The following is a 21,355-nucleotide window of genomic DNA, read 5'->3' as shown; positions in this document are numbered from 1 at the left end:
GCGTGACTCAGCCATCGCCCGCCGCGGGGCGTCGGGGACGGCGCCGGCGCCGGCGGGGACGAGCCGGCGGCAGGGGCTCGTTGCGACGCTGGTTGCGCGCGGCGGCGGCTTTCTCATAGGCGTTGGGTTCGGTGCGAATGCTCTCGGCCTCGGATTGGGCCAGCCGGTTCGGGTCTGCGGCGAGCTCGGCGATCACACCGCGGGCCATCCGGGCGAGTCGCCGCTCGTCAGAGTACGTGAGACGACGCGGCAATTCGGACAACGGCACCCAGGCCACCTCGCTGACCTCGTAGTCCGCATCGGACAGCTCTCCGCCGACGCAGCGCAGCAGGTAGTGGTGCACGGTTTTGTGGATGCGCCGGCCCTCGCTGACGAACCAGTAGTCGATCTTGCCGAGCGGCGCGACGACCGTGCCCTGGATGCCGGTCTCCTCCTCGACCTCGCGGATCGCGGTCTGCTCGGCGGTCTCACCGGTCTCGATGTGGCCCTTGGGCAGTGACCACATCATCCGGCCGCGGCGGTCCACCCGGCCGATCAGCGCCGCCGACAGCTCGTCGATCGGGAGACCGAGGTCGGAGATCACCAGACCACCGGCCGAGGTCTCCCGCACGGTGCGCAGTTTGTCGGCGCCGCGGTCGCCGGATCGTTCCGGCCGGCCCCGGCGGCGACCCTTGCCGGGCTTCGATCCCGTCTTGGCCAGCCCCTTGGTGGTGATCGTGGCGGTCACCGTCGCCATGTCCGACGGCTTGGGCGGCGTCACCCGAGGGCGCGCGCGGTCGGGATCGACCGGCAGCTTCTCCACCGATTCGGCCTCGACCGGGTCGGGGCAGGCGGGATCGGTCGTGCGGGCGCGGACGAGGTCGTTGGGTGTGGGCCGGCCCGTGGTGGGCGTGGGCTGTGACGCCGGGTTGTGCGGGCCGGGCTTGGGGCCGCCCTGCTTGCCGGTCGGTTTGTGTCCGTTCTGCTTGGACAGTCCCGATCCCGTCCCCGCGAGCTTCTGGGTGTGGCCGTTGCCGGTGTGACCGTTGGCGTGTCCGGTGGGGTTCGCCGCGGACTCGGCGCGTCCCTCACCCTTGCGCCGGCCGCGGCGACGACGCCCGCGACGTGTGCGACGCCCCTGCCCGGATGGGCTCTGACCAGGCTGTCCGCCGTTTTCCCCACGCGAACCCGACGAGACGTCACTCACGTCTGAAGGGTTGGTCGAGGAATCGGTGGACACTCCACGATGCTAGCGGCTGGTCACCTGCTGTTTGTCCGGACGCCTCGTAGTACGTCGCGGATGTGGAAACCGCGTAGGGGTCCCGGCGCGGGCGGGTACGAGGGATGTGGACGGGCGCCCGCGAACCGACCTGCGGTCGGGGTGGATCCACGGCGTCTTCGGGCACAGGTGGACGACGGTAGGGTGACAAGCCGTGAATGACTCTTCTCCGTCGGATGCACGACCGACGGTGTCGGATCCGGACCGCAGGGTGCGGCTGCTCGCCGCCGCGGCGATCGCGCTCCGGGAGCTCGACGACGTCCTGGCTCCCCTCGGTGAGCGCTTCGCGTCGGCGGGCCATGAGTTGTACCTGGTCGGCGGCTCGGTGCGCGACGCCGTGCTCGGCCGGCTCGGCAACGATCTCGACTTCACCACCGATGCGCGACCAGAACAGGTCACCGAACTGCTCAAGGGGTGGGCCGACGCCTTCTGGGACGTCGGTATCGAGTTCGGCACGGTCGGCGTCCGCAAGGGCGACCACCTGATCGAGATCACGACCTTCCGAGCCGACACCTACGACCAGGTCAGCCGCAACCCCGAGGTCACCTTCGGCGACACCCTCGCCGACGACCTCGTCCGCCGCGACTTCACGGTCAACGCGATGGCCGTCCGCATCGGGCCGAAGGGCGCCGAGGACTTCTGCGACCCGCTCGACGGCATGACCGCCCTGCTCGCCGGCGTCATCGACACCCCGGCCACCCCGGAGCAGTCCTTCGGCGACGATCCACTGCGGATGCTGCGGGCCGTGCGCTTCATCTCCCAGCTCGGCTTCTCCCTCGCCCCGCGCGTGTGGCAGGCCATCACGGATATGAACGGCGAGATCGAGCGCATCACCGCCGAGCGCATCCGCGCCGAGCTCGACAAGCTGATCCTCGGGGAGCATCCCCTCGAGGCGATCGACGCCATGGTCGAGACCGGGCTGGCCGATCGCATCATGCCGGAGATCCCCGGGATGAAGCTGACCATCGACGAGCACCACCAGCACAAGGACGTCTACCAGCACTCGCTGACCGTGCTGAAGCAGGCGATCGACCTCGAGGACGGCGATCCCGACCTGGTCCTGCGCTGGGCCGCCCTGCTGCACGACATCGGCAAGCCCGCGACCCGTCGTCACGAGCCGGGCGGCGGCGTGAGCTTCCACCATCACGAGGTGGTCGGCGCGAAGATGGTGCGCAAGCGCATGCGTGCGCTGAAGTATCCGAAGGCGGTCGTCTCCGACGTCGCCGACCTGGTCTTCCTGCACCTGCGCTTCCACGGCTACGGAGACGGCGCATGGACCGACTCGGCCGTGCGCCGCTACGTCAACGACGCCGGGCACCTGCTCGACCGGTTGAACAAGCTGGTGCGGGCCGACTGCACGACCCGCAACAAGCGGCGTGCGCGCCGGCTGCAGCAGAACTACGACGATCTCGAGGCGCGGATCGCGGCGCTCAAGGCGCAGGAAGACCTCGACCGGGTCCGTCCCGACCTCGACGGCAACGCGATCATGGAGCTCCTCGGTGTGCCGCCGGGCCCGATCGTCGGCCAGGCGTGGCGCCATCTGAAGGAACTCCGGCTCGATCGCGGTCCGCTCAGCCGTGAGGAGGCCGAGCAGGCGCTGCGGGAGTGGTGGGCGGCGCGGGGTGAGACCGCGTCCGAGAAGACCGCGTCCGAGAAGACCGGGGCCGAGAAGACCGGGGCCGAGAAGCAGGAGGAGTCCGGCGACTGAGTCGGCTCAGCGTGCCGGGGTGAACACCTCGATCGCCCGCGGCACGGCCTCGAAGACCGCGGGCAGCTCGCCGACGAGGTCCCCGTCGACCGACACCGGTGCCGGCGGATCGCTGTAGAGCTCCACCTCGCCGCCGCGCAGCGTCCGGACCAGAGGATGGTCGGCGTGTGTGCCACTGAACACCTTCGGGAACACCCGGGCCAGGGTCAGCCGCGGCATCCGCGGCGCGGTCCTGGCCAGCGTCACGTCGAGCAGGCCGTCGGACACCGATGCCTTCGGCGTGATGCGCATACCGCCGCCGTACGACGTGGTGTTGCCGATCGCCGCGAAGATCAGGTCGTCCTCGACGGTCGCGTCGTCGACCCGCACCTGGTAGTACCGGGAGCGCAGCCCGACGAGCTCCCGCAGTGCCGCGAGCGTGTATCGCGCCTGCCCCTTGGGCCATCGCATGTCGTTGGCCCGGGCGGTCACCGACGCGTCGAAGCCGGTGGCGGCGACGGTGGCGAACAGCGCGGTCCGGCCGTCGGGGAAACTGACGCGTCCGAGGTCGACCGGTTCGCGGTGCCCGTCGAGGACCACCCGGACCGCGGCCTCGGTGTCGAGGGGTATCCGGAGGTTGCGGGCGAAGTCGTTCCCGCTGCCGGCGGGGATGACGGCGAGGGGTTTGCCGGTGCCGATGCCGGCCTCGACGGTGAGCCGGATCGTCCCGTCTCCGCCCGCGACGACCAGGACGTCGGTGTCTCCCCGGGCTGCCTTCCCGACCAGGTCGGCGGCGTCGGCGATGTCCTCCCCGACGATCACCTCGACCTCGACGCCCCGTGCACGCAGGAGATCGGCGGCATGGTGCGCCAGGCGCAGGCCCGTGCCGTGCCGCGCATAGGGACTGGCCACGATCGTGGCGTGTCGGATGGTCATCTCGGCCCCCCGCCGATTGTGCGATCCGTTACAGTGTTACACATCATGTCAATCCGTAACGGAGAGATCGGGGATCTCGTTCTGGATGCGGCGCGGGATTGCCTGCTCCGTAGTGGCGGTCGCAAGGTGACCGTTTCCGAGGTGGCGCGGCGGGCGGGGGTCAGCCGGCCCACCGTCTACCGGCGCTGGCCGGACGTCAGCGAGATCATGCGCGGGCTCCTGACCCGCGAGGTCCTGTCCATCGTCGACGAGGTGCTCGGCGACGCCGAGGAACCCGTCGATCTCGACGCGCTGGCAGGGCAGGTGGTCGCCGTGGTCGCCGCGCTCCGCGACAGCGAACTCATCTCGTCGCTCTGGCGTGAGCAGCGAGATCTCATGACCCCCTACGTCTTCGAACGTCTGGGCACCAGTCAGCAGAACCTGCTCGCGATACTTGCGGACATGCTCGCCCACGGTCAGGCCCAGGGCGATGTGCGGCCCGGCGACGCCAAGCGGATGGCCTCGACCGTCCTGCTCATGGCACAGACCTTCCTGCAATCGGGGTCGCTGGTGTCGGACATCCTGGCCGACGGCTGGGGTGCCGAACTGCATGACGTCATCACCGGCTACCTGAGGCCCGTCGCGTGAGAGGCGTGCGCTGATGGCGACCCTCTCGGCACGCACCCGGCGACTAGCCCTCGAGACACTGGCCGACCCGGCCGAACCCCTCGACATGCTGGTCGTCGGAGGTGGCATCACGGGGGTCGGTGTCGCGCTCGACGCCGTGACCCGCGGGTTGCGCGTGGCACTCGTCGAACAGGGCGACCTCGCGTCGGGTACCTCGCGCTGGAGCAGCAAACTCGTGCACGGCGGCCTGCGCTACCTGGCCAAGGGGGACATCCGCATCGCGCGGGAGAGTGCCGTCGAGCGTCACCACCTGATGACCTCCATCGCGCCGCATCTGATCTCACCGCTGCGGCAGCTTCTCCCCGATCGCGGAGGGCGGCGCACCTCGGTGATGCTGCTCGGCATGCGCGCCGCAGATGTCCTGCGCCGCAACGCCGGGACCCCGAGCGAGCTGCTGCCGCCGCCCGGTCGGTTGTCGGTGATCGAGACGCTCGGCCGCTGCCCGATGCTCTCGACCGGCGGTCTGCGGGGCGGCATCTCGACCACCGACGGACAACTCGTCGACGACGCGCGACTCGTCGTGGCCGTCGCCCGCACCGCCGCGGCGTACGGCGCGTTGATCTGCACCCGCACCCGCGCCGACCGTGTCGACGGCCGTGGCGCCACGCTGACCGATCTGCGGACCGGCGAGAGCTTCGACGTCGGTGCCCGCATGGTGGTCAACGCCACGGGTGTCTGGTCGGCGACGGTCGACGAGTCGATCGCGGTGTCACCCAGTCGCGGAACCCATCTCGTGGTCGACGCGGCGAGGCTGGGCAATCCGACCGCCGCGCTGACCGTTCCGCTGGGGAATTCGTTGTCGCGCTACGTCTTCGCGCTCCCCGCCCAGCTCGGACGGGTCTACATCGGTCTCACCGACGTCGCCGCGCCGGGACCCATCCCCGACGTCCCCGCGCCCGACGACTCCGAGGTCGGCTTCCTGCTCGACGCGATCAACCCCGCCCTGGCCCGACCGCTCGACCGCGGCGACGTCGTCGGTGTCTTCGCGGGGTTGCGACCGCTGATCCACGACCCCACCGCCCTCGGCGGCGACGCGGCCGAAGGCCTGGCCGACGTGTCCCGGGAACACCACGTGCGGGTCCGCGGCGACGGCCTGGTGACCATCGTCGGCGGCAAGCTCACCACCTACCGCCGGATGGCGCAGGACGCGGTCGACGCCGCGTTGTCCACCACCGATCTGTCGGCGTCGGAATGCGTCACCACCACGACCCCCCTGGTCGGGGCGCTACGCAACCCGCGCGAGCAGGGGCTGCCGGCGTCGCTGGTCGCGCGGTTCGGCGGGGAGGCGCCGTCGGTGGTGGAGCAGGCCACGGTGGAGCGTCCGCTGGATCCGATCGCCCCCGGCATCGACGTGACGCGCGCCGAGGTCGAGTTCGCGGTCACCCACGAGGGCGCCCTCGACACCGACGACGTGGTGCACCGGCGTACCAGAATCGGCCTCGTCCGGCGCGACGCCGAGAGCGCGCGACCGGAGGTGGAGAAGATCGTGGAGCGGGTGTTGCACGGGGTCGGCTGAGCAGCCGATCGTCGGGTCTCAGTACCCCATCGTCCGCACGGCATCGGCGAGGCGATCGAGATCCTCGCGCTGCACGTCGAGATGCGGGCTGAGGCGCAGCACCGGGGTCTCGGTTGCGAGCGGTGCACGCCAGGTGTCGGCGGCCGTCACGAGGATGCCCAAGTGGAGCAGCTTGTCGCGCGCGGCGGCCACGTCCTCGAACTGCCAGCCGGGTGGGGGTGCGAGGGTCACGATCGCCGACGGCTCGTCGATCGGTTCCAGGACCTCCCAGCTCGCGATGCCGTGCAGACGCTCGCGGGTCGCCTTGCCGATCCGCGCGAGCTCGCGGAACACGCGTTGCTGGCCGATGTCGAGGATCTCGCGGATCGCGACGCCTAGCCCGAGGCGACCGGCGATGAAGGCGTCGGACGGATCGATCTCCACCGGACGCAGCGAATCCCGGCGCACCGCGATGAAGCCGACGCCACGCGGGCCGGTCAGCCACTTGCGGCTGGTGCCGTAGACGACGTCCGCGCCGGTGACGGTCGGGACGTGCCCGACCGATTGGGCCATGTCAACGACCACCGGGACGCCCGCGTCGTGGGCGAGTTCGACGATCCGCGCCACCGGCTGCACCACACCGGACATCGAGCCGATGTGGCAGATGTGGATGAAGTCCGGCTGCTCGAACTGCAGCATGTTCTCCAGCGCGTCGGTGTCGACGTGGCCGTGGTAGTCGGCCTCGGGCATGGTCCGCACCACGTAACCGCGGCGTTCGAACTCCTCGAGGTTCGGCCCGAACTCGTTCTTGGCGACCCACACCGTCGAGGTGACCGGCAGCCGCCAGTTGGTCAACAGCGCGCGCAGGGCTGCGCGGGCGCTCTCGCGGTACACGATCTCGTCCGGGGTGTGCCCGATCAGCGTGCCCAGATTCTTGGTGTCCCGCGCGATCTCCTCGGACCGGTCGTCGGCCGCCACGTAGGAGCCGCGTTCGGTCTCCCGCCACAGATGCGCGGTCATCGCGCCGATCACCGCATACGACGACCGCCCGGCAGAAGCGGAGTCGAGATGCGCGAGCGCGGGTTTCAGCCGCGCTGCGTGCCACTGCTCGCCGAGATCGCTGACGTACATGGGGCCTCAACTTACCGGGTCGTCACGACGCCGGTCACACCGCGGGTGTGATGTGGCTCAACTCCGAGCACCCTCCCCGACGCCGGATCGCGAGGCCGGTGGAACCGGATCGGTTCGTGCTGCGTCCAAGGACTCATGGACCCGGTCATCGAGTACCTCTTCGGGCCCGGCGACGGTTCCACGACGCGCTGGTCAGACCCCGCCGACGCCACCCTCGGAGCGGACTCACCGGGTCCAGATGCGGTTCGGCTCGACTTCGACGGGGACGGCCGGCACGACGACGCGATGTGGGACACCGATGCCGACGGCGTGGCCGACACCGCGGCGCTCGACCTCGACGACGACGATCTGCCCGACGCCTTCTACCGCGACTCGGGTGCCGGGCTGTGGGATCGCCCGGTCGACCCCGGTGAGCTGCGCGGAGGTCGTGTCGACGCCCCACCGGCGGCGCCCGATGCGCCGTCGGGGGCAGAGCAGCCGGACCCCTCGGCAGGCGACCCGGCCACCCGCGTCCTGAGGCTCGATCTCGACGCCGACGGCACCACCGACGCCGAGCTGGTCGGAACGGAGAGGGCGGGACGGCTGGTCGGTGAGCGGTTGTATGTGGACTCCGACTCCGACGGCACGACCGACGCGGTGCTGGTGGACCTCGACGGAGACGGCACCGCCGACGCCGTCTACGACCGCAGGGATCCGCGATTCACCCGGCAGGGTCGGTGACGGCGCGGTCTCGGTGCGCGGCCTCCCCCGGCAGCGGGACGGCCGCCGGCACCCGGCTGTACAGGGCGCGGACGGCGATCATCCCGACCAGGTAGAGCAGCACTCCCAGACCGACGAGGAGGGGCGCGTGACCGTCGGCCGGGATGGCAAGCGCGGCGACGGTCACGGCGATCACGTACGCCACGTTGAACACGGCGTCCTGGACGGAGAACACCTGGCCGCGCACCATGTCGTCGACGTCCACCTGCATCGCGACGTCGCCACAGAGCTTCGCCACCTGGCCGATCAGTCCGAGCACGAACGCCGAGCCGCAGAGCACCGCGAACTCGAAGCTGAAGACCGTGGCCTCGGCGACGGCACCGACGGCCAGCGCGCACATGAGCGTGGCGTATCTGCCGATGCGATCCACCGCGATCGGCGTCACGAGCGCGGCGAGCAGTGCACCCGCGCCGGTGAACCCGATGACCAGGCTGACCCGGTCGAGACCGTCGCCGGGGCCCATGTTCCGGGTGAAGACCAGGATCATCAGGGTGTTCATGCCGAACACCAGCCGGTGCGCGCCGATCGCCGAGAGCGCCGCGGCGACGGTCTCGTGCTCGGCGACCGCCCGCGCACCGTGCCACAGGCCGACCGACACCGCGTGGAACGCCGACCGGCCCGGATCGTCGGGTTCGTCGGGACCCAATTGCAGCGGCGGGAAGCCGTGCGCGAGCGCACCCGACACGATCGCGAGCACGACGCCGGCGATCATCGTCAACGCGCTGCCGGTGTTGTCGTCGCCGAGGATCGCGCGCAGGCCCAGCGTGATGCCCAGGCCGACGCTGAGCATGGCCCCGCCCAGGGTGGTGAACAGCGCGTTGGTCGCGACGATCACCTCGCGGTGGGCCACATGCGGCAGGCCCGCGGACAGGCCGGCCGCCACGAATCTGCTCGCACCCGTCGCCGCAAGGGCGGAGATCAGCACCACGACGTCGGGCGCACCCGACGCCACCGAGGCCGCGACGAGCCCGATGATCGCCGCGCGCAACGGGTTCGCGTACAGCAGGACGTTGCGCCGGTCCCAGTGGTCGAGCAGGGCGCCCGCGAACGGGCCGATGAGCGAGTAGGGCAACAGCAGCACCGCGAGGCCACCGGCGACGGCGAGCGGATCGGCGTGCCGTTCCGGGTTGAACAGGATGCTGCCGACGAGCGCGGCCTGGAAGATCCCGTCGGTGATCTGGCTCGTGAGACGGACCGACAGCAACCGTCCGAGACCCGGTGAGTGCCGGAGGGAGTCGATGAACACCGACCACCCTCGTGGGTGGCCCTCCTCGGTGCGGTTCACCCGTTCAAGCGTACTCAGCGAGGCCGATCCGTCCCGAACGTGTGGACCCCACGACACGACGGACGTGCGATGATGGTCGCGTGGCCGGCGGTGACGACGCAGAGGATCCCACACCGGAGTTCCGTCCCGGGGATTTCCCGGCGGGAAGCGGTGGCGGTGGCCGCATGCCCGGCGTCCCGTGGGACGCGGATCCGACCCATCGCTTGCGCCCCGGAACACTCCTCATCGCCTCGACCGACCTCGTCGAGCCGACCTTCGCGCGCACGGTCGTCTACATCATCGAGCACAACGAGGGCGGCAGCCTCGGCGTCATCCTCAACCGGATGAGCCAGACCGCGGTGCACAATCTGCTGCCCCGGTGGACCGACCTCGCGGCCTCGCCCCGCGCGCTGTACGTCGGCGGCCCGGTCAAGCAGGACGCCGCGTTGTGCCTCGGCGTCATGAAGCACGGCGTCGACGTCGAGGATCACCCGGCGCTGCGGCCCGTCGACGGTCGCGTGGTGCTCGTCGACCTCGACGCCGACCCCGAGTCGCTGGAACCCTTCCTCGAAGGCGTCCGCATCTTCGCCGGTTACGCCGGGTGGGGCATCGGTCAGCTCGACGGCGAGCTCGACCAGTTCAGCTGGATGCTCGCCTCGGCCCTCCCTCGCGACGTCCTGGCTCCGCCCGCCACCGACGTCTGGTTCGACGTCCTCCGCCGCCAGCCCTGGCCGATGCCGTTGCTGGCGACCCACCCGATCGACCTCAGCGTCAACTGACCCCGGCACCCCAACCCCCCGCCAAGTCACGGGTTCCGCCCGGAATCGCGACCTCCGGCCTGCGAAGCCGCACCCGAGTCCGCGACTGTCTCGGCCCGTGGTGGGCATGCCGGTGACCCACCTCACCCTCAGTGCTACGTTGTGATCGCTTGATCGGATTTCGCCGCGCTGCGCTCAGCCGCCGCGGCGCATGACACACGGGGGGTGTGCATGGGCGGGTCGTCGAGAAGTGTCCGTCTGCTGGCAGGGGTGATCGCGCTCGTGGGTGTGCTGGTCGCGCCCACGGCGATCGCGGGAGCGGCACCGAGCGGTCCGACCGGTGGGGCGGCCGCGGCGCGGTGGCAGGCGGGCCACGACGGTCCGCAGCCGTACGCCGGCGTGAACGTCACGTGGGACGTGCCGATCCGCATGAGCGACGGCACCATCCTGCGCGCCAACGTCTACCGGCCCGCCGACGCGCGTGAACGGCCGACGTCGAAGAAGTTGCCGGTCATCGTCACCATGACCCCGTACACCAAGCTGGTCTCCGCGCTGAGCGCGGCGGTCGTCCAGCACCCGGTGCTCGAGCCGTGGCTGTTGCAGATCGCGCGGTCGATCAACCTGCGCGGCACGCCGATCGACGGCATCAACGACATCGCTCACACCATCCGCGACGGCGGGGCCAAGACCTTCGCCGTCGACTTCGACCTCGTCCGGAGCGGGTACACGCAGGTGGTCGTCGACGTCCGTGGAACCGGATTCTCCCAGGGCAAGTGGAACGTCTTCCAGAATCGCGAGCAGCAGGACACGGTCGAGGTCATCGACTGGGCGGCCAGACAACCGTGGTCGAACGGCAAGGTCGGCATGTCGGGTGTCTCGTACTCCGCGATCAACCAGATCCAGGCCGCCAACAAGAACCCCGAGGCGCTCAAGGCGATCTTCCCGGTCGAGCCGGGCGGTGACCTCATCCGCGACATCGTCGCTCCCGGAGGCGGTCTGGGCGTCGGCTTCCTGCCGATGTGGCTGGCGTTGGTCAACGGCACCAAGATGATCCCGAACGTCGCGTCGATGCTGAACGGCACCTTCGACTGGAAGTGGTTGGCGGACCGGATCTCCGATCCCCTGACGTTCTATCCCCAGCTGTTCGCGGCCCTGTTGACCCCGGACATCCCCTCGGTGCCGGATCACCTGAAGGCGTTGTTGGAGACCGATTCCGAGCCGCGCACCGCCTGGCTCGACCGCGCGGAGAAGATCACCACCCCGACGTTCATCTACGGCGGCTGGTTCGATCTGTTCACCAACTCCGAGGTCCGCATGTACAACAAGATCCCGCTGCCCCCGGGCCGCAAGCAGCTGATCATGGGCGATGGCTACCATCTCACGATCGGCGGCGGGCAGCAGGGCCGCGCGGGCACTCCCCCGCGCCTCGACGTCCTGCAGAAGGCATGGTTCGACAAGTGGCTCAAGGGAATCGACAACGGGATCGACGAGTACGGACCCGTCCAGCTGAAGCAGGTGGGCGACTCGTGGATCACCGCCCGGCAGTTCCCGCGCGCGGGCATGGAACGCCAGCGCCTGTACCTGTCGGATCGTCGTAGCGGCACCGCCCCGTACGCGGTCCGCGACGGCAGCCTGACCACCACGCCCCCGCGCTCGCGCGCGCGTCTGACCGTCGCACCGGGTCTGGCGACCATGTGCTCGCGCGACGCCGCGCAGCAGACCGCCGGCGCCCTGGCGATCTTCCCCTTCTGCGCCGACGACGCGCGCATCTCCGAACGGGCCGCGCTCTCGTTCACGACTCCACCGATGACCAAGGCGCGCAGTGTGTCCGGGTACGCCAACGTGCGGCTGAATGCCGTCCTCGACGCCACCGACGGTTACTGGACCGCGACCCTCAACGACGTCGCGCCGGATGGGACGTCGAAGGTGATCAGTTCCGGTCAGGTGATGACTTCGCTGCGTGGATACGACCGCGCCGCTTCGCAGTTCGCCCCGAACGGGGATGTGATCGATCCCGTCTATCACCTGACGCTGTCGTCGCGCCAGCGCGTCGCGCCGGGCCGGCCCGTGGCCGTCGACATCGGCCTGCTGCCCACCGAGGCGATCGTGAAGCCGGGACATCGTCTGCGGGTCGACGTGTTCGCGATGAACTTCCCGCGGGCCCTTCCGTTGCGCCCGCTGCTCAACGAGTCCGGGTTGAAACCGCAGCACATCCAGCTGGATCCGAGCCGCCCCAGCTTCGTGAACCTGCCGTTGTCGGAGCCGATCGGCGGCTGAACCCGGCGGTGCTCGAGGCCTGTCGTCAGGCCGTCTCGAGTCCTGCCGCCTCGCGCCCGTACCGTCCGGCCAGCCATGAGCAGATGATGAGCTGGATCTGGTGGAAGATCATCAGCGGCAGCACGATGAGGCCGACGGTCGACCCGGCGAACAGCACGGTGGCCATCGGCAAACCGGTGGCGAGGCTCTTCTTGGTGCCGCAGAACTGGATGGCGATGGTGTCGGCGCGGTCGAAGCCGAGGCGCTTGGGCACCCAGCCGGTCAGCACGAGCATGAACGCGACGAGCAGGAGCGAGATCATCGCGACCCAGATCATCTGCGCGGCGTCGACGCTGGACCAGATGCCGTGGTCGACGCCCTCGCTGAACGCGACGTAGACGACGAGCACGATGGTGCCGCGGTCGGCGAGCTTGGTGATCTTGGCGTGCCGGGCGAAGAACGGCCCGACCCACGGGCGCACGAGCTGCCCGACGATGAACGGGACGAGGATCTGCCCGACGATCTCGAGGATCGACGACGCGTCGATGTGGGCGTCGCCGGTGTTGGCCATCAGCGCGACCACCAGCAGCGGCGTCAGGAACACGCCCAGGATGTTCGACGCCGAGGCGCTGACGATGGCGCCGGCGATGTTGCCCCTGGCGATCGAGGTGAACGCGATCGAGGACTGCACCGTCGACGGCACCAGGCACAGGAACAGCAGCCCGGCGTACAGGTCGTCACCGATCAGGGGCTCGGCGACGGGTTTGAGCGCCAGGCCGATGATCGGGAACGCGACGAAGGTGAACGCGAGGATCAGCAGGTGCAGGCGCCAGTGCTTGAGGCCGTCGAGCGCCTCGCGCGGCTGCAGCCGCGTCCCGTAGAGGAAGAACAGGGCGCCGATCGCGACCACGACCACCCAGTCGAAGGCCTCGGCCACCGAGCCCCGGATGGGCAGGAACGCGGCCACCACGACGGCGGCGACGATCGCAAGGATGAAGCCGTCGATCGGGGAACGGTCGAGCAGGTTCTTGAGGGTGCGCATACGGCCGATCAGGCCTGCGCGTTCTCGCTGGAGCAGATGCCCTTCAGCGAGCATGCGCCGCAGCTGCTGGTCCCGCAGTCGGCGGCCGGGTCCGAGCCGGACCTCTCGCCCGAGTGGTCGTGCGGGGCGGCGCCGGCGTCGGCGTGACCCGAGCAGCAGGAGCAGCCGGCGTCCTCGGCGGGCACGGTTGCGGCCGCGCGCACGGCGAGTCCGCTGACCAGGCCCACGATGACGAGGGCGACGATCAGGGCGGCGACCCCGAACAGGACCGACCAGCCGCTGTCCACGGCGAGGGTGGCGATGGCGCCGAGCACCAGGATCGCGCTCGCCCCCACCGTGCCGGGCGCGGCGACGCGGTTGGCGACGCGGAACGCCTCCTCCGAGCGCATCGTTTCGTCGGCGCGGACACCCAGCCACCGGTTGCGCGGGAGGGTCCCGCGCAGGCCTCGCACACCCACGACGGCGAAGAGCCCGGCCAGCGCGAGGAGCAGTACGGCGACGACGATGGACAGGGCGTTCACGTCCACGAGCATACGACCGACGGGTGGACGGACCGAATCCGCCCGACCGGCGGCGCCGCGGCGACGGCGCCGGTCGGTGCTGCCGACGAGGCGGATTTCAGGACCATCGGGCTCAGGATTTACCCTGGTCGGGTGACTTCAGTCGACACCACCAGCACCAACGGCTCCGCGGGGGCCACCGCTCATCGCTACACCGCGGAGGTCGCGGGTGAGCTCGAGCATCGCTGGCAGAAGGTCTGGTCCGAGGAGCGCGCCTATGAGGCGCCCAACCCCGTCGGACCCCTCGCCGGTGACCTGAGTCCCTACGGCGGTGCGTCGGCCGACGCACCCGACAAGCTCTTCGTGCAGGACATGTTCCCCTACCCGTCGGGTGCCGGCCTGCACGTCGGCCACCCGCTGGGCTTCATCGCCAGCGACGTCTACGCGCGCTTCCAGCGGATGACCGGCAAGAACGTGCTGCACACGATGGGCTTCGACTCCTTCGGCCTGCCCGCCGAGCAGTACGCGGTGCAGACGGGCACGCATCCGCGCACCACCACCGAGAAGAACATCGAGCGCTACCTGGGTCAGATCCGGCGCCTGGGCCTCGGGCACGACGAGCGTCGCCGCGTGGCCACCACCGACGTCGAGTTCTACCGGTGGACGCAGTGGATCTTCCTGCAGATCTACAACGCCTGGTTCGACCCGGAGCAGAAGAAGGCCCGTCGCATCTCCGAGCTGGTCGACGAGTTCGCGTCGGGCGCGCGCGAGCTGCCCGGTGAGTACGCCGGCAGGTCATGGGCCGATTTGTCGCAGGCCGAGCGCAACAAGATCCTCGACGACCATCGTCTGGTCTACCTGAGCGACTCGCTGGTCAACTGGTGCCCGGGTCTGGGCACCGTGCTGGCCAACGAGGAGGTCACCGCCGACGGCCGCAGCGATCGCGGCAACTTCCCGGTCTTCCGCAAGCACCTGCGCCAGTGGATGATGCGGATCACCGCCTACTCCGATCGTCTGCTCGACGACCTCGACCTGCTGGACTGGCCGGAGAAGGTCAAGACCATGCAGCGCAACTGGATCGGCCGCTCGCGCGGTGCGCAGGTCCGGTTCAACGCACCCGGCGTCGGCGATATCGAGGTCTTCACGACGCGCCCCGACACCCTCTTCGGCGCCACCTACATGGTGCTGGCACCCGAGCACCCGCTGGTCGACCAGCTGACCACCGATGCCTGGCCGGAGGGCACCGACGAGCGCTGGACCTTCGGGCAGGGCGACCCGGCGTCGGCCATCGCCGCCTACCGCGCCTCGATCGCCGCGAAGTCGGACCTCGAGCGCCAGGAGAACAAGGAGAAGACGGGTGTCTTCACCGGCTCCTACGCGACCAACCCGGTCAACGGCGAGCGGGTCCCGGTCTTCGTCGCCGACTACGTGCTGATGGGGTACGGCACCGGCGCCATCATGGCCGTTCCGGCCCATGACACCCGCGACCACGAGTTCGCGATCGTCTTCGGGCTGCCGATCCGCGAGGTCATCGGGTCCGACACCGACGTGCAGGCCGAGGCCTACGTCGGCGACGGCCCGCTGGTCAACTCCGACTTCCTGAACGGCCTGAACGTCGAGGACGCCAAGAAGGCCATCGTCGAACGCCTCGAGGCCGACGGCGTCGGCACCGGCAAGATCCAGTACAAGCTGCGCGACTGGCTGTTCGCCCGCCAGCGTTACTGGGGCGAGCCCTTCCCGATCGTCTACGACGAGGACGGCCGGCCGCACGCCCTTCCCGAATCGATGCTGCCCGTTGAGCTTCCGGAGGTCGACGACTACGCGCCGGTGTCCTTCGACCCCGACGACGCCGACAGCGAGCCGTCGCCGCCGCTGGCCAAGGCCACCGACTGGATGACCGTCGAGCTCGATCTCGGCGACGGTCCGAAGACCTACACCCGCGACGCGAACGTCATGCCGCAGTGGGCGGGCAGCTCGTGGTATCAGCTGCGCTACATCGATCCCACCAACGACGAGACGTTCTGCGCCAAGGAGAACGAGGCCTACTGGATGGGCCCGCGGCCGCAGCTGCACGGTCCGAACGACCCGGGTGGCCTGGACCTGTACATCGGCGGTGTCGAGCACGCGGTGCTGCACCTGCTGTACTCGCGCTTCTGGCACAAGGTCTTGTTCGACCTCGGCTACGTCTCCAGCCGCGAGCCGTACCGGAAGCTGTTCAACCAGGGCATGATCCAGGCGTACGCCTACACCGACTCGCGCGGCATCTACGTGCCGGCCGAGGAGGTCGTCGAGAAGGACGGCAAGTTCTTCTACAACGGCGAGGAGGTCCGCCAGGAGTACGGCAAGATGGGCAAGTCGCTGAAGAATTCGGTTGCGCCCGACGACATCTGCCGCGACTACGGCGCCGACACCCTGCGCGTGTACGAGATGTTCATGGGTCCGCTGGACCAGTCGCGTCCGTGGGCGACCAAGGACGTCGTCGGCTCGCAGCGATTCCTGCAGCGCATCTGGCGACTCGTCGTCGACGAGGAGACCGGTGCGCTGCGTGTCACCGATGCCGAGCCCGACGACGAGACCAAGCGGTTGCTGCACAAGACGATCGCCGGTGTCCGCGAGGACTACGAGGCCCTGCGGAACAACACCGCGGTCGCCAAGCTGACCGTGCTCACCAACCACCTCACCAAGAACTTCGAGAAGACCGGCGCCCCGCGGGAGGCCGTCGAGTCGCTGGTGATCATGCTGGCCCCGCTGGCGCCGCACATCGCCGAGGAGTTGTGGCACCGGCTGGGCCACGACACCCTCGTCGTGCGCACCGCCTTCCCGGAGGCCGACGAGGCGTGGCTGGTCGAGGAGTCGATCGAGATCCCGGTTCAGGTCAAGGGTAAGGTCCGCAGCCGCATCACCGTCGCGGCCGACGCCGACGAGGACGCCCTGCGCGCCGCTGCGCTGGCCGACGAGAAGATCGCCGCGATCCTCGACGGCGCAGCGCCTCGCAAGGTCATCGTGGTCCCCGGACGACTGGTGAACGTCGTTCCCTGACAGGCGAACTCGCCCGCAACCAAGCGAACGACGGGGCACCTTGATCCGGTGTGCGGATCAAGGTGCCCCATCTGTTTCGTACGTGCTCCACGGGATGTGGGCAGCGCGAGCGGAGTTCGGTGAACCGTGCACCGCTGCACCGAGGTGCTGCCGCGGCGCGGCACCCCTACTTCGGTGGTAGCTTCCGCGCATAGTCCGCGCCGATCGTCACCCACCTCTTGAGTTGCCGGTCGGTGGCGACGCCCTCGTCGAAAACCCGCAGCCACCCCAGCGTCTCCCGGGCCGACATGTGCATCGGCGCGGTGTGCGGGTACTCGAGCAACGCGTTGGTCTCCTCGGGTGGCACGCGCACCATGATCCCGCCCTTGCTGCTCACCGCGACGGCCATGTTGCCGTTGATGAGGAACGCCAGGCCGCCGAACATGGGCACCTCGTCGACCCGGCTCTCCGCTGCGAGAAGAGCGCGGATCCGGAACGCGAGCTCCTCGTCGTACACCACGATTCCAGGCTATTCCCCACCTCGTGACGACAAGGGACTTGGCAACTATCTTACCGCGCAGTAAGGTAGCGCCATGGCGATCAACCTGGAGCTCCCGAAGAAGTTCGATTCGACGGTCGAGCGCACCCACCTCGCTGCCGAGCACATCTTCCGGCCCATCTCGCGCAAGTACGACAAGGCCGAGCACGAGTACCCGGTCGAGCTCGACGAGCTGGCCAAGCTCGCCAAGCAGGGGCAGGGCGGTGAGAAGTCCGCCGATGCCGAGTCGAAGGACGACGCACCGTCGAAGAACGGCGCGAACATGCGCGGCCTGCTGTCCGCGCTGGAGATGAGCTGGGGCGACGTGGGCCTGCTGCTCTCCGTCCCGGGCCAGGGCCTCGGCAACGCGGCCATCGCCGCCGTGGCCACCCCGGATCAGCTCGAGAAGTTCAAGGACGTGTGGGCCGCGATGGCCATCACCGAGCCGAGCTTCGGGTCCGACTCCGCCGCCGTCTCCACCACCGCGACCCGCGACGGCGACGACTACGTCATCAACGGCGAGAAGATCTTCGTCACCGCCGGTTCCCGCGCCGACCATGTCGTCGTGTGGGCGACGCTCGACAAGAGCCTCGGTCGCGCCGCCATCAAGAGCTTCGTCGTGCCGATGGACACCGAGGGCGTCACGGTCGTCCGCCTGGAGAAGAAGCTCGGCATCAAGGCGTCCGACACCGCGGTGATCCGCTTCGAGAACGCCCGCGTCCCCGCGGAGAACCTGCTCGGCTCCCCGGAGATCGACACCAAGAAGGCGTTCGGCGGGGTCATGCAGACCTTCGACAACACGCGTCCCGTCGTCGCCGCGATGGCGATCGGTCTCGGTCGTGCCGCGCTCGAGGAGCTCCGCCGGATGATCGAAGAGGCCGGCCACGAGATCGACTACGACCGCCCGGCTGCCTCGCAGCACGCCACGGTCGCCGAGTTCATCCGCCTCGAATCCGACTGGGAGGCTTCCTGGTTGCTCACCCTGCGCGCCGCCTGGATGGCCGACAACAAGCAGCCGAACTCCACCGAGGCGTCGATGTCCAAGGCCAAGGCGGGTCGCATGGTCAACGATCTCACCAACAAGGCGGTGGAAATCGGTGCGACGGTGGGTTTCTCGGAGACCACCCTGCTGGAGAAGTGGGCCCGCGACGCCAAGATCCTCGACATCTTCGAGGGCACGCAGCAGATCCAACAGCTGATCATCGCGCGCCGCGTGCTCGGCAAGTCCAGCACCGACCTGAAGTAGGCAACCGTACGGTCCCTCGGTTCCCCGGACCTCACACCTGTCCGAGCAGTCGCCGCGACGGCCTACGCGCCGCTCGGCTCGGTCGCCACGGGCCCCGATGAACCGTCGTTGTCGATCACGCGCACCGTGGGTCCGGAGTGGTTCGGACCCGAGCGGCCGCCACGGTGGCGAGGTGTGCCCGAGCGGCCGCGGCCCACGGCGCGACGACCGGTTCGCGAACCGTTTCACGGGAAACATCCGCGCCGACCGCCCGTTCGACGACGCGATCGGGGCCGCCACCACCGCACCGGTGGGTGCTCGGACGCCCGCGACGGTGCTCGGCAGGACGCCCGCGACGGTGCTCGGCAGGACGCCCGCGACGGTGCTCGGCAGGACGCCCGCGTCCGTGCTCGTCAGGACGCCCGCGTCCGTGCTCGTCAGGACGCCCGCGTCCGTGCAGCAGAGCAGCCTCTCGACGCTCCCGCTCGTCAGCGCAACAGTCGCTCCCGGAGTCGTGCCTCACGCTCGAGTCGCTCGGTGTCGCGGCGGCGACGCTCGGCCATGATCGCGCACAGCACGTCCTCGTGGGATGCCCCGGGTGGTGGGGCCGGTGCCACGTACGGCGCCGCGGAGAAGATCAGTCGCAGCGCCGCATGTGCGCGCGGTTCGGGTTTCATGCCGTGACGGCGGTTGAGGAACTGACGGATCACGACGGCCAACCCGTCCGGCAGCGACGCCATGTCGGCGGAGGCCGCCCACGACGCGAGGCCCGCGGGCATCTCGATCGGATGCTGTTCGGTGATGCGGTGCCGGTCGCGGATGACGTAGGTCCCGGCGAGAAGGTCGCCGATCCGCTTGCTCTTCCGCGAGATCGCGGCGCTGATGAGGGCCGGGATGCCCAGGCACGAATACATTTCCACGAAGCCGACCAGTGCGCGGGTCAGTGCATGCCGAAACCCGATGGGACCGGCGTCGTCTCGCACGGTGCGCAGACCGAGGGCCAGATGTCCGATGGTCTTGCCGCCGGTCAGCGTCTCGGTGATCGCCGGCAACGCGACCACGCTCGCGATCGGGAGCAGGGTGTCGATGGTCCCGCGCCACGCGGCGCCGACGTCGAAGGCCACCTTGTACGACAGCCACCACAGGAACAGCCACAGGATGATGCCGAGCGCGACGTCGATCATCCCGGACAGGATGCGATAGCCGAGGCCTGCGGGCGGCAAAGCGAGTGCGACGGCCTCCCCGGAGACGAGGTCGTCTCTCCCCACACCGACGGTGGCCGACGACCCGGCGCCCCAGGCGACATTGCCGGGCCCCAGCGGCATCAACGGCCCGGCAGGCGGCCCCGGCGGTCGGGTGGGAGGCGGTCCGAACGACACGCCTCACCATACGACGGGAATCGGGGTGGCCGTCGAGCGTGTCCACAGCCGGGCGATCCTCTGAATGACCGTCGCCGGACCCGTGCGCAACACGGATAGGCTGGCTCCGTGGATCTCGACGCGTACGTGTCCGCCCACCGGGCGACGTGGGAACGTCTGGACGACCTCTCGCGTCGCCGTCGCATCACCGGTGCCGAGGCCGACGAACTCATCGACACCTATCAGCGGGTGGCGACGCACCTGTCGGTGATCCGCTCGAGCGCCCCCGACGCCACGCTCGTCGCCTACCTGTCGACGCTGCTGGCCCGGGCCCGAGGCCGTGCCGCGGGCACCCGGGTCAACGCGTTGTCGACGGTGACGCACTTCTTCGCGGTGTCGTTCCCCGCCGCCCTGTACCGGATGCGTTGGTGGTGGTTGTCGGTGATGGGCGCATCGCTGCCGGCCGCCGTCGTGATGACCTGGTGGGTCCTCGAACACCCGCGGCTCGAGAACTCCTTCGCCTCGCCGCAGGAGATCGAGCGTCTCGTCACCAACGACTTCGCGAACTACTACAGCGAACACGAGGCGACGTCGTTCGCGGCGCGGGTGTGGACCAACAACTTCTGGCTCGCCGCGCTCTGCATCGTGGTCGGGGTCTTCGGCTTCCCGGTGATCTGGATGCTGTACACCAACGTGCTCAATCTCGTCGTCGTCGGTTCGATCATGATCAGGCACGGCCGTGGTGACCTGTTCTTCGGACTCCTGCTCCCCCACGGCATGCTCGAACTCACCTGCCTCTTCGTCGCCGCCGGGGTCGGGCTACGCATCTTCTGGTCCTGGGTGTCACCCGGGAACCGGACGCGCGCAGCTGCTCTCGGCGAAGAAGGACGCGCCGCGATCGGTGTCGCGCTGGGACTCGTCGTCGTGCTGCTCATCTGCGGCGTGATCGAGGCGTTCGTGACGCCCTCCCCCCTGCCGACGTGGGCGCGCATCGGCATCGGCGTGATCGCCTGGGGACTGTTCATGACCTACGTATTCGTCGCCGGACGGCGCGCCCACGAGTCCGGCGAGACCGGTGACCTCGACGAGTTCGAGCGGGGATTCGTCGCGCCGGTGACCCGATGACCGTCGGCGTACGACGAGCCGTGTCGACGACGCCACTCCCACCCGAGAGGAACACAGAATGACCAAGCAGGACAAGTCCCTGGACGCGATCTCGCTGATCGGAGCCGGAACCGCCGCGGTCGGCGTCGCGCACTTCATCAAGCCGGAGGCGTTTGCGCCGATCACCGCACCGGTGTTCCCCGAGGACACCACGACGTGGACCCACCGGAACGGCGCCTGCGAGACCGCGATCGGTGTGGCCCTGGTGTCGCCGCGCACCCGGCGGATCGGGGTCCTCGGCCTGGCGGCCTACGTGGGTTTCCTCGGCTACCGGGCGGTGAAGTCCAAGTCCTGAACCGG

General features: G+C 69.6%; 18 protein-coding genes. 10 read left to right on the top strand and 8 right to left on the bottom strand.

From position 1 onward, the window contains the following. Positions 1-7 precede the first annotated feature (7 nt). Entirely contained in the window at positions 8-1,219 is a 1,212-nt protein-coding gene (locus ABFT43_RS16985) for an NUDIX hydrolase (protein ID WP_347961484.1), read from the bottom strand. A 229-nt stretch (positions 1,220-1,448) separates the two neighbouring features. Here ABFT43_RS16985 and ABFT43_RS16980 point away from each other — a divergent pair, with 229 nt between their 5' ends. Further along, positions 1,449-2,966, top strand: a complete 1,518-nt coding sequence (locus ABFT43_RS16980; RefSeq protein ID WP_347961505.1) for a CCA tRNA nucleotidyltransferase — start codon at positions 1,449-1,451, stop codon at positions 2,964-2,966. 6 nt (positions 2,967-2,972) lie between these two features. Here the strand turns inward: ABFT43_RS16980 and ABFT43_RS16975 are convergent, their stop codons facing one another. After that, positions 2,973-3,881 (bottom strand): diacylglycerol/lipid kinase family protein, encoded by a 909-nt coding sequence (locus tag ABFT43_RS16975; RefSeq protein WP_347961483.1) that lies wholly within the window; start codon positions 3,879-3,881, stop codon positions 2,973-2,975. 45 nt (positions 3,882-3,926) lie between these two features. Here ABFT43_RS16975 and ABFT43_RS16970 point away from each other — a divergent pair, with 45 nt between their 5' ends. Then, positions 3,927-4,508: a TetR/AcrR family transcriptional regulator gene (locus tag ABFT43_RS16970; protein WP_347961482.1), complete on the top strand. Its 582-nt coding sequence runs from the start codon at positions 3,927-3,929 to the stop codon at positions 4,506-4,508. Between the two features lie 13 nt (positions 4,509-4,521). After that, a complete protein-coding gene (locus tag ABFT43_RS16965; RefSeq protein WP_347961481.1) occupies positions 4,522-6,063 on the top strand; it encodes a glycerol-3-phosphate dehydrogenase/oxidase in 1,542 nt (513 codons plus the stop codon). Positions 6,064-6,081: 18 nt separating this feature from the next. Here ABFT43_RS16965 and ABFT43_RS16960 read toward each other — a convergent pair whose 3' ends face one another. Beyond that, a complete protein-coding gene (locus tag ABFT43_RS16960) occupies positions 6,082-7,173 on the bottom strand; it encodes an aminotransferase class V-fold PLP-dependent enzyme (RefSeq protein WP_347961480.1) in 1,092 nt (363 codons plus the stop codon). A 135-nt stretch (positions 7,174-7,308) separates the two neighbouring features. Here ABFT43_RS16960 and ABFT43_RS16955 point away from each other — a divergent pair, with 135 nt between their 5' ends. Beyond that, positions 7,309-7,893: a hypothetical protein gene (locus tag ABFT43_RS16955; RefSeq protein WP_347961479.1), complete on the top strand. Its 585-nt coding sequence runs from the start codon at positions 7,309-7,311 to the stop codon at positions 7,891-7,893. Here ABFT43_RS16955 and ABFT43_RS16950 read toward each other — a convergent pair. Beyond that, positions 7,874-9,178: an MFS transporter gene (locus ABFT43_RS16950; RefSeq protein WP_347961504.1), complete on the bottom strand. Its 1,305-nt coding sequence runs from the start codon at positions 9,176-9,178 to the stop codon at positions 7,874-7,876. The two genes, ABFT43_RS16955 and ABFT43_RS16950, sit on opposite strands and share 20 nt — an antisense overlap. A gap of 203 nt (positions 9,179-9,381) precedes the next feature. Between ABFT43_RS16950 and ABFT43_RS16945 the strand changes: the two genes are divergently transcribed. Together ABFT43_RS16945 and ABFT43_RS16940 are read left to right on the top strand one after the other, a co-directional pair. Then, positions 9,382-9,975, top strand: coding sequence for a YqgE/AlgH family protein (locus ABFT43_RS16945; protein ID WP_457590170.1), 594 nt, complete (start codon positions 9,382-9,384; stop codon positions 9,973-9,975). A 210-nt stretch (positions 9,976-10,185) separates the two neighbouring features. Continuing rightward, positions 10,186-12,231, top strand: a complete 2,046-nt coding sequence (locus ABFT43_RS16940; RefSeq protein WP_347961477.1) for a CocE/NonD family hydrolase — start codon at positions 10,186-10,188, stop codon at positions 12,229-12,231. Between the two features lie 25 nt (positions 12,232-12,256). Here ABFT43_RS16940 and ABFT43_RS16935 read toward each other — a convergent pair whose 3' ends face one another. Both ABFT43_RS16935 and ABFT43_RS16930 read right to left on the bottom strand, forming a co-directional pair. Further along, the gene (locus ABFT43_RS16935; RefSeq protein ID WP_347961503.1) at positions 12,257-13,252 is read right to left on the bottom strand and encodes a bile acid:sodium symporter family protein; all 996 of its coding nucleotides are present in this window, start codon (positions 13,250-13,252) and stop codon (positions 12,257-12,259) included. An 8-nt stretch (positions 13,253-13,260) separates the two neighbouring features. After that, positions 13,261-13,785, bottom strand: coding sequence for an SdpI family protein (locus ABFT43_RS16930; protein WP_347961476.1), 525 nt, complete (start codon positions 13,783-13,785; stop codon positions 13,261-13,263). A gap of 120 nt (positions 13,786-13,905) precedes the next feature. Here ABFT43_RS16930 and leuS point away from each other — a divergent pair, with 120 nt between their 5' ends. Further along, positions 13,906-16,791, top strand: coding sequence for a leucine--tRNA ligase (gene leuS / locus ABFT43_RS16925; protein WP_347961475.1), 2,886 nt, complete (start codon positions 13,906-13,908; stop codon positions 16,789-16,791). Between the two features lie 166 nt (positions 16,792-16,957). Here leuS and ABFT43_RS16920 read toward each other — a convergent pair whose 3' ends face one another. Beyond that, entirely contained in the window at positions 16,958-17,290 is a 333-nt protein-coding gene (locus tag ABFT43_RS16920; RefSeq protein ID WP_347961474.1) for a TfoX/Sxy family protein, read from the bottom strand. A gap of 73 nt (positions 17,291-17,363) precedes the next feature. On the opposite strand from ABFT43_RS16920, the gene ABFT43_RS16915 reads away from it, so the two are divergent. After that, entirely contained in the window at positions 17,364-18,554 is a 1,191-nt protein-coding gene (locus ABFT43_RS16915) for an acyl-CoA dehydrogenase family protein (RefSeq protein WP_347961473.1), read from the top strand. 467 nt (positions 18,555-19,021) lie between these two features. On the opposite strand, the gene ABFT43_RS16910 is transcribed toward ABFT43_RS16915, so the two are convergent. Continuing rightward, entirely contained in the window at positions 19,022-19,858 is an 837-nt protein-coding gene (locus ABFT43_RS16910; protein WP_347961472.1) for an RDD family protein, read from the bottom strand. A gap of 162 nt (positions 19,859-20,020) precedes the next feature. Here ABFT43_RS16910 and ABFT43_RS16905 point away from each other — a divergent pair, with 162 nt between their 5' ends. Next, entirely contained in the window at positions 20,021-21,016 is a 996-nt protein-coding gene (locus tag ABFT43_RS16905) for a stage II sporulation protein M (RefSeq protein ID WP_347961471.1), read from the top strand. 58 nt (positions 21,017-21,074) lie between these two features. Continuing rightward, positions 21,075-21,350: a hypothetical protein gene (locus ABFT43_RS16900; protein WP_347961470.1), complete on the top strand. Its 276-nt coding sequence runs from the start codon at positions 21,075-21,077 to the stop codon at positions 21,348-21,350. Positions 21,351-21,355: the final 5 nt, after the last annotated feature.

Source organism: Gordonia aurantiaca (assembly GCF_039939235.1).
Classification (GTDB): Bacteria; Actinomycetota; Actinomycetes; order Mycobacteriales; family Mycobacteriaceae; genus Gordonia.
Note: the sequence above shows the minus strand (reverse complement) of the source record. Positions and strands in the feature narration are given on the sequence as shown.